Origin of the sequence: Paraflavitalea sp. CAU 1676 (assembly GCF_029223285.1) — a bacterium.
GTDB lineage: Bacteria > Bacteroidota > Bacteroidia > Chitinophagales > Chitinophagaceae > Paraflavitalea.
Genome location: NZ_JARHUJ010000007.1, coordinates 93,942 through 106,481, shown reverse-complemented (window position 1 = coordinate 106,481; position 12,540 = coordinate 93,942). Strand labels below are relative to the sequence as shown.

Genomic DNA, 12,540 nt, shown 5'->3' with positions numbered 1-12,540 from the left:
AATAAACAGCGAATGGCCATGGTTACCCGATATTATTCAGGAATTTAATGCCTCGCTAGTACATTGTTGGTGCAATATAGTTTTACTCCTTGCCAAGGCCGCTTCAAAGGAGGTGGTTACGTTACCTTTGCCGATGGCAAACAATAGGCGGGCATCTCTCAACGCCTTCAGCACCTGAATGCTATCTACCTCTGACAATATGAGCTTTGTATGCTGCAGTTTCGAAGCGGTGTATACTTCCTGTATGGCCTTAATACCGGTTGCGTCAATGATAGGTACCTGTCCCATACGGATGATCAACACTTTGGGTGGCTTTTCAATAACCCGCATAGCATCCTTGAATTTATAGGTAGCGCCGAAGAATAAAGGGCCGGTGATCTCAAAAACTTCCACTCCTTTAGGAATGTCGTGCCTGCTAAAAGTTCCATTGTCTGATCCCCGTTCATTCTGCCGGCTGGTGAGGATATTAACACCAGAGGTTTGTATCATTTTCCTCATGAACAGGAAGGCGGCCAGCACTATGCCGATTTCGATAGCTACGGTAAGATCAATGAGTACCGTTAATAAAAAAGTTGTAAGCAACACAGATATATCACTGTGCGGCCCTTTCAATACTGCCCGGAAACTATGCCATTCACTCATGTTGTACGCCACTACAACCAGGATGCCGGCTAGTGCAGGCATGGGGATCAGGGCTGCCCATTTACCCGCAAACAACATGATCAATAGCAGTGTGGTGGCATGTACAATACCGGCCACCGGCGTCCGGGCGCCATTTTTAATATTGGTAGCGGTACGCGCGATGGCGCCTGTTGCAGGGATACCGCCAAAAACAGATGAGCCGATATTGGCTATGCCCTGTGCCACCAATTCCATATTGGAGCGGTGCCGTCCTCCCGTCATTCCATCGGCTACTACAGCCGACAGAAGCGATTCAATGCCACCCAGGAGGGCAATAGTAAAAGCCGGTTGTACCATGTTTTTGATAGTAGTAAAATCAAGCGCCGGTATGGCAGGAGCCGGTAGTGAGGACGGAATGTCGCCAAAACGGGCTCCAATGGTTTCTACAGGTAAGTGTAGTAGGGATACAACAGCGGTAGAAATTAATAGGGCGATCAGTGAACCAGGTACTTTATGTGTAATCCGGGGCCAAAATACTATAATAAATACGTTGCCTCCCGCTATTAGGAAGGCATACCAGTTTACTGTTGCAAGGTGGCTTGCATAGCCTTTCCACTTTTCTATAAAGTCGGCCGGTACTGGCCCCATTTGCAAGCCGAAGAAGTCTTTTATTTGCGAGGAAAATATGAGCAGGGCAATACCGCTGGTAAATCCAACGATTAAAGGATATGGAATATATTGTATTGCCTTCCCCAGCCCGACTGCGCCCATCATTACCAGTATAATGCCCGCCATGAAAGTTGCGATGATCAGCCCATTGATCCCATTTTGTTGCACAATGCCATAGACAATTACGATAAAAGCGCCGGTGGGGCCACCGATCTGTACGCGGCTTCCTCCCAGGGCAGAAATGATGAAGCCGGCTATAACAGCCGTGTACAATCCTTTTTCCGGCGAAACCCCGGAAGCGATGGAAAAAGCAATGGCCAATGGCAAGGCGACAATACCCACAATGATACCGGCCAACAGGTCTTTGCCGAACTGGGCAGTACTGTAGTCTTTTAGTGTATCAACCAGTTTGGGTCTGAACATGACCGTTAATTTGCAGGCTTGTTCCCGCTATTTAACGAGCGCTTAAGCTGATTAAATTGTAGAATAGCCATTTTAATATTGATCCATTGCACTGCATTAAAATCCATCGGGCTGAACTGATTTAAATGCATGAGTGCCTTGTCTACAAATCTCGCAATGATATGGCCGTTAATATTATGCGTTTGCATACTTTTGATGGCTGCATCAATATACCGTTTTACCTCATCTTGCGAATTTGCAAACAAGACCTTGTTAATTAGCTTGTAGCAATAATCTTCCATAGTAGCGTTCATGACGTGTGGTTTTTCGGGTGCTATAACTGGCGTTCTTTTATCCAACACTTTAATAGGCTGTCGAAGTGTGATTCGATCAATTTATACCCGTTGGGTATTTCATCGCCCCAGCTACAGTAAGTCACGATGCGGGTGCCAGCCGGCTTTTCTTCCAGCTGATTGTAGAGGTAATGACTGTAATAGTTATACAACTCCCTGGAATACGCAATGCTATCGTCTATTCTGTCGCTTGTGGAAAGGTTTTCAAAAAAAGAATTATAGAAATAGAAATGGTCATATTGCTTCAGGTCAAGTTGTGTAAAGTTGCCATGGATGAAATGCACGTTATTCAACCCAAGCCTGCCCCTTACAATGGCTGCCTGCGTCACGAGTTGTTCACGCTGCTCAACTCCATAATAATGAGCAGCAGGCCGGTAAAAAGCCCCAGCCAGACAAAACTTGCCAATACCACTCCCTATATCGAGCACACTGACAACTTCATCCTGTACAAGGAACTGAACAGCTTTGCCGATTACTGGTAAGGGAGACCAATGCAATGCATCCATTTTTTGCAAATGGAGGGGGAAAAGAGTTCGGAAGTTTGACTCTTCTGCAAAATAATTACTTAAAAAGCCGGCGTCAGGAGTGAGAAGCATACAAGGTATTTTTTTTGGCAGGAACCTGATTCTTATTAACTGCGTTCCCTGCTATCTGTTTTTTCTATTTTCCAGTTTGGGTTATAACGTACAAAAAAGGACAACCATATAGCACGGGACAACCGCATCAGGTAAGGTTGAAGCAGAATGAGCATAACTATATTTATTCCCAACCACCAGAAAAAGCGGTTGTCATTCGTTGAAAAGCCAATTAGCACCCACCAGGCGACAAAGGAGGCAACTGATAGTGCCACTGTCAACGCATAACTGACATAGCTGGTCCCATAGTAAAACCCCACTTCTATCTCCATGCGTTGATGGCAAACCGGACAATTGTTATTCATTTTCATGCATTGTGACAGGTTGTAAGCATTACTGCTTTGGAACATATTTCCTTGTCTGCATCGAGCGCACTTATGATTTATCAAGCTCCATATATAGCCCGCTTTCTGCTCTGGTAATACCTGTCTGTTGCTTTCTTGGGATTCCATCTTGTCAATTATTGCTGAATGGATTGCATCCAGCTTTTCCAAGCTGGTGTCCTTAACAGTGTATGAATAAAGCCAATGACAAACCGGTGATTCATCTGTTCATTGGCATCCAATGTTGCTTCAATATTATTCTCCAGGTGCATGATTACTGTTTTGAGATATTGCTCAATTCGAATATCATTTTGGCCATTTTCCATAAGCCTGTGGATGTGCTTGATAATTACCTTTTCACAGTCCAGGTACCCGCTCACCTTTTTAAGCGCTTCTGTAATCTGGCTGTTTTCATAATCTATATCTATGTTGGCGGTTGTCATCTTAATGTATTATATGGTTAGTATCAGCCAATTGGCACGGTTAAGTTTTTATCCAAAACTTCAACAAGGTACCCACATGCGATTCGGCCAGGTAATAACCGGGCGGCACCCTGTCTTCCAGTGTGTGAAAAGTGGCCAGCCGTGTACCGGCCGGCATGGCATCTAATTTTTTATAGAGATAGCGGTTATAATAGTTATATAGGGCCGTCGAAAAAGTAATATTGTTATCTATTTTATCCGTATCCGTAAGGTGCTCATAGAAGGCATTGTAAAAGTAGAAGTGATCATACTGACTGAAATCAAGCTGGGTAAAGTTGCCGTGTATGAAATGCGCGTTTTGTAATCCCAAAATATCCTTTGCGGTGTTGGCATGTGCTACCAGGTCTTCACGCTGTTCAATGCCGAAGAAATGGGAGGAAGGTTCATGATACGCGCTGGCAAGACAGAATTTCCCCACGCCGCTGCCAATATCAAGCACCTTCACACCCGATGAAGGTGTGACGAACTTACTAACCATTTTTGTAATGGCGAGGGAAGTCCAGTGTCGACGTGCAAGTTTTTGCATGGCCAATGGGTATAGAAGCTGAAATTGCTCGTCTGATTTAAACCAGGTTGCTTTGCGCAATGGCGGATCGGTGAGGGGGCTTTGCATTCGGTATTATCCTTTGGTGTATTGTTGATATTGTTCCTGGACTATTAACTCTTCCCGTTCATAGGGTTTATCGGGCACGATCAATGCAATCCAACCGGTAGTTTCAGGTTGCTGTAATAACAGATTCTGGCTGCCGTTAAGTAGCGCATCATTAAGGCTAATCACCTTGCCATCTACCGGCATTTGGATAGCCATTTCGTAATCATCATAGGTGATCTTAGCTATGGTGTCTCCTTTCTTTTTTAAACCTTCGGCGTCAGCGAAAGAGAGTTGTTCCACTTGCAGAATGCCTTTTAATTTAAATGTAGATACACCTACATATGCGACAGATCCCTGAAAATCAATCCATTCATGGTCTTTCGTATAGTACAAAACCCTTTTTTGCGTATTTCCTAAAGCCATTCGGTAAAGGTATTCGCAATACAAACGGCTTACAGCACAATTTTGTCACTTGAAAAAGTGATAATTGTCAATTTTTGGATTGCGAGGACATCGTAATTTTCTTGCTGAATGGAATTTTCTTGAATCCATCTCATTTAACGGGGATCACTAGTGTTAAATTCGTTAGCTCCCAAAAGACAAATATGCTTGTAAAGGTGGATAGGTTGAGCAGTGACAGTTTAGTCGGATGCACCAGCAGTCCGGACAACATCGCCTACAATGAATGTATGGGTTCTTTCATGAAGTATATGGAAATACCGCGGAATTTTCCCTCCCTCCCTTATTTGGCATATGGATCTAGAGATGAATGGTATTTTGAATTCTATTATGATGAAAATCATGTTTGTACGGAACAAAAGTTTATTTCTGCTTTTGTCAATACTTCAATTGCCTTAAGGCTTAATTTGTTAAATCATTCAGAAGTAAACAGGTTACTTAAATTTAGAGCTAGCTTGAAAAGGCCGCCTAGGTACCATATTAATCTAGTAGCCTGCGAACTGTACGAAATTGCACTGGATTGTAATATTTTTCTCTGTAATAATGAGAAAGCTGCCATTAGCAAGCTATCATCGATCATTCGAAGTTATCACAAGCAATTGGATATGGAGGTCTTTAGAAATTGTATCCAGTTCTTGTCGTCGGAGGTATATTCCTATAACGGACTCCGGAGGGTAAGGTACATTTTCTTCAAGCATAGAAATCCTGATTCAGGGAGAAAAGAGATGACCTATTTGAAACTAATAGGCCATACCGGTTCGAATATACAGGACCGCATATTGCGTGACCATTTTAGGAAATTGGGATTACATTGAATTGATATTCTAGGGCCGCAAGATGACTGAGGATAGCCGGTGAAAGAAAGTAAACTTATGAGAAGCAAAACAATACCCTCTCTTAGTATTCTATACTTTCTATTGACACATTTACATGAAGCTAATAACATCTTTTTTTTCAACCAGTTTGTTGCTGTTCGGGTGCCACGGTTAACCTTGATTTATTTACCCGCTGATTGAAGAGGGGTGGGTGAGCCCGGCAGCTATGGCAGCGATCCAGGAACCAGGTTCGAACTGATGGGGGCAAAATGCAAAGGAATAACTCGCAGCAGCACTCAATTATTTAGCTTCTGTAGTATTATCTCCATCGAATCTTTCCCAAGCATTCCTGTCAGCATTAATTTTCCTGAGTCATTCGGAATAGACATCGTCCCATTGAAAACAGGCTTATCTACCGGCGAAAACCAGTTTATTTTGAGGCGATTGCTGTCCTTTGAAAAAGTACCGTTCCATCTTTTAGCCGGTGTATTGAATTGAAATACACAACCATTTTTAATATCAAAATATACCACTGTAAGTATGCTGTCCGCACAGGTATTCTGATGTAGCAATTGATGATTTACGCTTAACTGTTTTACTTCGTACTTTCCGGTGAGCCCCGGATACTTATCTACTTTCCCATATATGGCTATTAATAGCAGCGGAATATAAATAATAGAAAGACGTATAATTAATTTCACATATTTGGAAAAATGCAGCTCGGGTAATCGATTAGTCGCCGCAAAGAAAAACTCCCTCAGGCGTTTGAATTCTATAACCAGGAAATATAAGATTCCTGCCATCATGATGGAGGCATGGACAACGACACTGTAGCCGATTTGGTAAAAAATATCCATCAGTAAGATGTTGGCTAGCAATGGCAACAATATAAATGCCCCTACGAGTCTTGTTCTGTGAAATAACAGCAGCATGGCACCTACAATTTGCAGTGCAGCTATGATACATCCAAACAGGTAAGAGAAGCTAAAAAAATTCCAGAACAAATCCGAGGGCGAAAAAACGTTATATGGAAGATCAAGCTTACTCATTGGCATTTCCAACTGCAGATGACAGATTTTTGCCCATCCGAATTCTGCCAGGTCAAATGCAACCCCATAACGAATAAGACCTTGCCAGAAAGCAAGCGTAGATGGATTATTTGTTTTACGGGCCTGCCATATTAAAGCGTAAACAACAGCGGTTATTACCGTGGCGAAGGGAATGATGGAAAAGCCGCCGATAGTCCCCCACGTTCTAAAGTAAGTAATACTTATGCGGAAAGCAGATGCGCCAATTACCAATCCTGCAAGGATGCAAGTGATAAGTCTCTTGACAAAGGAATTGTTATGCATGGAATGTAACCTTGTTTAGTAGTCGATAATTTAATACAAAATCACTCACTGAGCACTAATTTTTTAAAAATCCGGCTCAATTTGCGATCTTAATCATGTCGCGCCATCACCCAAAGTCGCACAACGGCCAGTAATTGCCTTAAAGACAAGAAATTCATGAAATCTTATAATCAGCGGATAGCTGCTCCATACATTGTATTAATTATTGTGGTTGGTAGTTTTGCGTTAAAGCTGATTGCTAGACCGAATTCCGCTCGTGGTTAGATTCTGTTTGAGGCAATTTGCTCAAGCTCGGAGCACTTTGCTCCAGGCTTTTTTAGGTTTTCATAGAATGCGAGAAGCCAACAGCCCTGGAGAGCATCCGAGTCTAATACTGGCTGGGATAGTTCGGGTTTTGTATGGTCGACATATTTGGACTAATTTTTGAATTTTGGTTAGTATTTTATCATTCGTTTATGCTAATTTATTAAGCTGGGAGTTGTGTTTAATTTGAATCGATTAGGTTAAATTTGGACTCGAAAAACGCTCTTTCATAGGTTTATTTGCTGCTGCTTTAGACGGTTCAAGAAGTTAAACGGAGTAAGGTCAATGCCATTCTACTGGTGACCAATTTGGTGACCGTTCTTCATAAATGACTTATAACGAATTGGATTTCAAACTTATGGTTGTACGGGTTTGAATCCAGACGGGGTCACAAAGCCTCCCGGCGTTCGCCGGGAGGCTTTTTTGTTTTGCAGCGTTGAAAGTTTGCTTTCAAATGCGGAGAAACAAAAAAGACTCAGCACGCGACAGCGTGGTGAATGGAGATTTAGCAGGTTATTCAAAAACGTTAGAGTTATGAAAGATTGTGTCATACTATCCTATTTTTTAACTCTCTTTCCATTTCTTCAATCGAAGTCAACTGAGCTCTACCCTAATAAACGAAATTGTGTATTCAACCATTTAGTTCCCATATCTAAATGCGATCAGGAGAATATGCATAAGAAACCCGGTTGTAGTACAACCAGGCCCTACGTAACATCACTGAATAGTTAAAAGCCAACTCATAAGTTAGTTCAGTTTCTGCTAGTAATCTAGCATCGTTTAATTTCACAACTACCGTTCCACAGAAAACCCGACTGGTGTACCGGCGTCTGGACGGAAACTGCCCAGTCGTAGTTTGCACAACAATTCTATACGCTGGCATTTTCTCATCCTGCCAACAGGTTTATTCACTGGTGGGGCCTTGCCGATCGTCTTTATCTGGCTGCAGGGTGGGGGATTACTGGATGCATCATTGCAATCCAAGCCAGTAAAGATCCGCTTAAAAAAAGCTAATCAAAGAAGATTGGATGACCACCAATCTGCGGTTAAATGTTGGCAACCTGTTTATACCCAATATTCTGCAAAGGCGCTAACTATAACAATTTAGCAAGAAATTGACATCCTTGTTTATTTTCCACATTAGTAACGGTAGCGGCCGTCTTGAACGTCTTATTCACGCTATGTGCTGCAATGGCAGCAACAACGTTGGATAAATTCGTAAATCACCAGATGAAAAGAAATTGTAGCCTAGTATCTAAGTATTTATTGATGTGGATGATGGGAGCCGTTCCCTTTTTCAGTATCGCCCAGCCCCCAGCAACAGCAGTCGACCCGGTAGAGTATGTAAATCCCTTGATGGGAACGGACTCCAAATATCTTTTGTCGAATGGGAACACCTATCCTGCCATTGCTATGCCCTGGGGCATGAACTGCTGGATGCCGCAGACCGGAAAGATGGGCGATGGATGGGCCTATACCTATGCAGCCGATAAGATCCGGGGTTTCAAACAAACTCACCAGCCCAGTCCATGGATCAACGATTATGGTCAGTTTTCCATTATGCCGGTGACGGGTAAACCCGAGTTTGATCAGGATAAAAGAGCGAGCTGGTTCAGCCACAAAGCTGAAGTGGCCAAGCCCTATTATTATAAGGTGTACCTGGCCGACTATAACCTGACCACGGAAATTGCGCCTACCGAAAGGGCGGCCATGTTCCGGTTTACCTTTGCAGCTGAGCAGCAGGCCTATATCGTCGTTGATGCTTTTGATAAGGGGTCTTTTGTAAAGATCCTCCCCGGCGAGCGCAGGATTGTGGGGTATACGACCAGGAACAGCGGCGGCGTACCGGATAACTTCCGCAATTATTTTGTGATCGAGTTTGACAAACCTTTTACTTATACAGCGGCGGTGGCCGACCGGGAAATAAAGGAGGGAAGCCTCGAAAGTACCTCGGGGCATTCCGGTGCCATCATCGGTTTTGCTACCAGCCAGGGGGAGCAAGTGCATGCCCGCGTAGCCTCCTCTTTCATCAGTGCCGACCAGGCCCTGCTCAACCTGAAAGAGCTGCAGCCAACCTTCGAAGCCAATAAGGCACAGGGTAAAAAGAGCTGGAACGATGCGCTGGGAAGGATCGAAGTGCAGGACAGCAACCTCGATAACCTGCGCACGTTTTATTCCTGCCAATACCGCACCTTGTTGTTTCCCCGCAAGTTTTATGAGATCGATGAACGTGGCCAGACCGTTCACTACAGTCCCTTCAATGGCAAAGTGCTTCCCGGCTATTTATTTACCGATATGGGTTTCTGGGATACCTTCCGCGCGTTGATGCCCTATGTGAACCTGGTGTATCCCGACATGACGGAGAAGATACAGGAAGGTTTGCTCAATGCATACCTCGAAAGCGGTTTCTATCCCGAATGGGCCAGCCCTGGTCATCGCGAAAGTATGGTGGGCAATGCAACGGCTTCCGTGGTCGCGGATGCCTTCCTCAAAGGCATCACCAAAGCCGATGCCGTGAAAATGTATGAAGGGTTGTTGCACGGGGCCAATGCGGTGCATCCCACCGTTCCTTCTTCCGGTCGTTTGGGATACGATTATTACAACAGGCTAGGGTATGTGCCTTACAATGTCAAAATACGCGACAATGCTTCCAGGACACTGGAATATGCCTATGACGACTGGTGTATTTATCAGATGGGCAAAAAGCTCAAGCGCCCGCCAGCCGAGCTTGCCTTGTACCGCCAGCGAAGCCTCAACTATCGCAAAACCTTCAATAAGTCATTCAACATGATGAGCGGCAGGAACGAAGACGGTTCGTTCCCGGTAAACTTCAAACCGGTCAGTTGGTGGGATGCATTTACAGAAGGCAACAGTTGGCATTATACCTGGTCGGTATTCCATGATGTTAAAGGCCTGATCGACCTCATGGGCAATGAAAGGGTGTTTACCAACCTGCTCGACTCTGTATTTTCCCAGCCGCCCTCATTTGGGAGCAAGGAGAAAGCGGGAGACCTCGTGCACGAAATGCGAGAGATGCAGATCGTGCAGATGGGCCAGTATGCCCACGGCAACCAACCCATTCAACACATGATCTACCTGTACAACTACGCCGGCCAACCCTGGAAAGCGCAGTACTGGGTGCGGGAAGCCATGAACAGGTTGTACAAGCCTACGCCCGACGGTTATTGCGGGGATGAGGACAACGGGCAGACCTCTGCCTGGTATGTATTCTCGGCCCTTGGTTTCTACCCGGTATGTCCTGCGTCGGACCAGTACGTATTGGGGTCACCCTTGTTCAGGAAGGTGATCCTGCACCTGGGTAAGGGAAAGCAGTTTACGATCACGGCTGCTGCCAACAACGATGACAACAAGTATATACAAGGCATAAAGCTCAACGGAAAGGAATATAAGAACAATTGGATCGGTTATGATGCCATCCGGGCAGGCGGTCGTTTCGAGTTTTCACTGGGCAATACGCCCAATAAAACCCGGGGCACCACCAGTGCTGCTTATCCGTATTCGCTCTCTTCGGATACGACGGCTGCACCGGATAAATGATTGCTGTATTTTATAACCAAACAATAATTGCCACATGAAATTGACAAACCTTTTCCTATGTGTTGGCACGGTATTGCTGCTGATGATAGATGCGGCAGCAGTACGGGCCCAAACAGCCGGTATCGAATCCGGCGCTATTTACAAGATCCGCTCGAAAGCCAACAACAAATTGCTAAATGTCAGCAACTCCTCGCTGGCCAATGGCGCCAACGTCGATATCTGGACCGATACCGACAGCGATGCCGAAAGATGGCGGGTGGTGCACGTGAGCGGCAACAACTATACCCTTCAAAACATAGGCACGGAAAAATACCTGCACCTGGCCAATGCCACGCCGGCCAATTCGGTCAATGTTGACCAGGGGGATAACAGCAACAACAACCAGGTTCGCTGGAATATCGTCAACAACGGGGATGCTTCCTTCAGTCTCCGTGCAGCTGCCAATACCGGCTTTTCGGCGGATGTGGTAGCCAGCGGCGCTGCTGATGGTACGGATGTAGCTTTGTGGACCAACCATACCAACAGCAACCAGCGATGGGGATTTGAAAAGGTAACAGACCGGCCTGCTGCACCAACCGCCGCCATTGCTGATGCTGTATTTGCCGCCTGGAAAACAAAATACTACGATGCGCGTACCGGCAACCAGATCATCCCCAATGAAGGCTTCTGGGGCGTAGCCGAGATGATGGAGATCGTCGTGGATGCCTACGAGGTAACAGGCCAGGTCAAGTACAAGACCCTCTTCGATGAGATGTATGGCCTGTTCATCGCCAAGGAAGGGCAGGACTGGATGTGGAATGAATACAATGATGATATTACCTGGATGGTGCTGGCCTGCGTTCGCATGGGTTTGAGGAACAGCAACCAAACCTATCTCAATAAAGCGAAAGATCAGTTTGATAAAATGTATGCCCGTGCTACGCGCGACAATGGCAACTGGCTGGTATGGAAACAGGGTACACCTGGAACCAACTCCTGTATCAATGGCCCGGCCATGGTGGCCTGTATGTACCTGTACCAGGCATTCAATGATATTACCTACGTGAATAAAGCGGTTACCTTATACAACTGGTCGAAGAACAACTTGTTTGAACCGGCCACGGGCAAAGTGTATGACAACAACAATAACGGCACCATCAACTACTGGAGCTCTACCTACAACCAGGGCACTTACCTCGGCGCCTCTGTGATGTTGTACAACCACACCAATGATGCTTCGTATCTAACCAACGCGATCAATATTGCGCAGTATACGAAGGTGACTATGTACAATTCGGGCGTCATCAACAATGAAGAAGGTCCGGACCTGAATGGCTTCAAAGGCATCTTCCCACGGTATGCCCGCCGGTACATTGTCGATTGTAACCGGCCCGACTTCATATCCTGGCTGCAATTGAATGGGCGGGTGGCGTACAATAACCGCAACACTGAAAATATCATCCGGACACTGTGGGGCACACGGGCTGCCCAGGGTACCTATTACGCGGGCTTCAATGCTTCTACGGCAGTTTCCCTGCTGATCAACACCCCCTATACGGCTACGACCAATCAATATGCTACCGTGTATAAGAATTGCAATTATACAGGAGGAGGAGTGCCCTTGAGGCTGGGCCGGTACACGCTGAATGACCTCATTGCAGCAGGCGTCAAGAATGATGATATTTCTTCTATACGGGTGGCGGCGGGTTACCGGGTTATTGTGTATTGGGATGACAACTATACCGGCAGCAGTTTGACGCTGACAGCTGATGATGGTTGCCTGGTAGACAATGGCTGGAACGATCAGGTCTCATCGCTGGAGGTGGTGGCCACAACCGCAGCGCCATTAACCTCGGCAACAAATGTCACCGGGAATGTGCAGGTCGATAAATCAGCGGGGGCAAGCGGCTTCAGCTATTCCCCAATCCGGCTTCCAATGTGTTAGTTCTTAGTTATGTGCCGGCCAGGTCGGTGATTGCAATATATAATACCCAGGG

At 45.6% G+C, this 12,540-nt stretch carries 10 protein-coding genes; 2 read left to right on the top strand and 8 right to left on the bottom strand.

The window, feature by feature from the left end:
• Nucleotides 1-36 precede the first annotated feature (36 nt).
• The 8 genes from P2H89_RS22825 to P2H89_RS22790 all read right to left on the bottom strand — a co-directional run bounded on the left by P2H89_RS22825 (nt 37) and on the right by P2H89_RS22790 (nt 6,703).
• Nucleotides 37-1,713 (bottom strand): SulP family inorganic anion transporter, encoded by a 1,677-nt coding sequence (locus tag P2H89_RS22825; protein ID WP_275831273.1) that lies wholly within the window; start codon nt 1,711-1,713, stop codon nt 37-39.
• A gap of 5 nt (nt 1,714-1,718) precedes the next feature.
• Nucleotides 1,719-2,006: a hypothetical protein gene (locus tag P2H89_RS22820; protein WP_275831271.1), complete on the bottom strand. Its 288-nt coding sequence runs from the start codon at nt 2,004-2,006 to the stop codon at nt 1,719-1,721.
• A gap of 20 nt (nt 2,007-2,026) precedes the next feature.
• Complete coding sequence (locus tag P2H89_RS22815) at nt 2,027-2,641, bottom strand: methyltransferase domain-containing protein (protein ID WP_275831269.1); 615 nt, start codon at nt 2,639-2,641, stop codon at nt 2,027-2,029.
• A gap of 35 nt (nt 2,642-2,676) precedes the next feature.
• The gene (locus P2H89_RS22810; protein ID WP_275832090.1) at nt 2,677-3,132 is read right to left on the bottom strand and encodes a DUF983 domain-containing protein; all 456 of its coding nucleotides are present in this window, start codon (nt 3,130-3,132) and stop codon (nt 2,677-2,679) included.
• A gap of 8 nt (nt 3,133-3,140) precedes the next feature.
• The gene (locus tag P2H89_RS22805; RefSeq protein ID WP_275831267.1) at nt 3,141-3,446 is read right to left on the bottom strand and encodes a hypothetical protein; all 306 of its coding nucleotides are present in this window, start codon (nt 3,444-3,446) and stop codon (nt 3,141-3,143) included.
• A 40-nt stretch (nt 3,447-3,486) separates the two neighbouring features.
• The gene (locus tag P2H89_RS22800) at nt 3,487-4,011 is read right to left on the bottom strand and encodes a methyltransferase domain-containing protein (protein ID WP_275831265.1); all 525 of its coding nucleotides are present in this window, start codon (nt 4,009-4,011) and stop codon (nt 3,487-3,489) included.
• A 93-nt stretch (nt 4,012-4,104) separates the two neighbouring features.
• A complete protein-coding gene (locus P2H89_RS22795) occupies nt 4,105-4,500 on the bottom strand; it encodes a hypothetical protein (protein WP_275831263.1) in 396 nt (131 codons plus the stop codon).
• Between the two features lie 1,147 nt (nt 4,501-5,647).
• Complete coding sequence (locus tag P2H89_RS22790; protein WP_275831261.1) at nt 5,648-6,703, bottom strand: hypothetical protein; 1,056 nt, start codon at nt 6,701-6,703, stop codon at nt 5,648-5,650.
• Nucleotides 6,704-8,236: 1,533 nt separating this feature from the next.
• Between P2H89_RS22790 and P2H89_RS22785 the strand changes: the two genes are divergently transcribed.
• Nucleotides 8,237-10,564 (top strand): GH92 family glycosyl hydrolase, encoded by a 2,328-nt coding sequence (locus P2H89_RS22785; protein WP_275831259.1) that lies wholly within the window; start codon nt 8,237-8,239, stop codon nt 10,562-10,564.
• A 34-nt stretch (nt 10,565-10,598) separates the two neighbouring features.
• A complete protein-coding gene (locus P2H89_RS22780) occupies nt 10,599-12,488 on the top strand; it encodes a glycoside hydrolase family 76 protein (RefSeq protein WP_275831257.1) in 1,890 nt (629 codons plus the stop codon).
• Nucleotides 12,489-12,540: the final 52 nt, after the last annotated feature.

What these genes read in the sequence shown, in the direction of transcription:
- P2H89_RS22825 (WP_275831273.1), bottom strand. Translation starts at nt 1,713, where the DNA reads ATGTTCAGACCCAAACTGGTTGATACACTAAAAGACTACAGTACTGCC.
- P2H89_RS22820 (WP_275831271.1), bottom strand. Translation starts at nt 2,006, where the DNA reads ATGAACGCTACTATGGAAGATTATTGCTACAAGCTAATTAACAAGGTC.
- P2H89_RS22815 (WP_275831269.1), bottom strand. Translation starts at nt 2,641, where the DNA reads ATGCTTCTCACTCCTGACGCCGGCTTTTTAAGTAATTATTTTGCAGAA.
- P2H89_RS22810 (WP_275832090.1), bottom strand. Translation starts at nt 3,132, where the DNA reads ATGGAATCCCAAGAAAGCAACAGACAGGTATTACCAGAGCAGAAAGCG.
- P2H89_RS22805 (WP_275831267.1), bottom strand. Translation starts at nt 3,446, where the DNA reads ATGACAACCGCCAACATAGATATAGATTATGAAAACAGCCAGATTACA.
- P2H89_RS22800 (WP_275831265.1), bottom strand. Translation starts at nt 4,011, where the DNA reads ATGCAAAAACTTGCACGTCGACACTGGACTTCCCTCGCCATTACAAAA.
- P2H89_RS22795 (WP_275831263.1), bottom strand. Translation starts at nt 4,500, where the DNA reads ATGGCTTTAGGAAATACGCAAAAAAGGGTTTTGTACTATACGAAAGAC.
- P2H89_RS22790 (WP_275831261.1), bottom strand. Translation starts at nt 6,703, where the DNA reads ATGCATAACAATTCCTTTGTCAAGAGACTTATCACTTGCATCCTTGCA.
- P2H89_RS22785 (WP_275831259.1), top strand. Translation starts at nt 8,237, where the DNA reads ATGAAAAGAAATTGTAGCCTAGTATCTAAGTATTTATTGATGTGGATG.
- P2H89_RS22780 (WP_275831257.1), top strand. Translation starts at nt 10,599, where the DNA reads ATGAAATTGACAAACCTTTTCCTATGTGTTGGCACGGTATTGCTGCTG.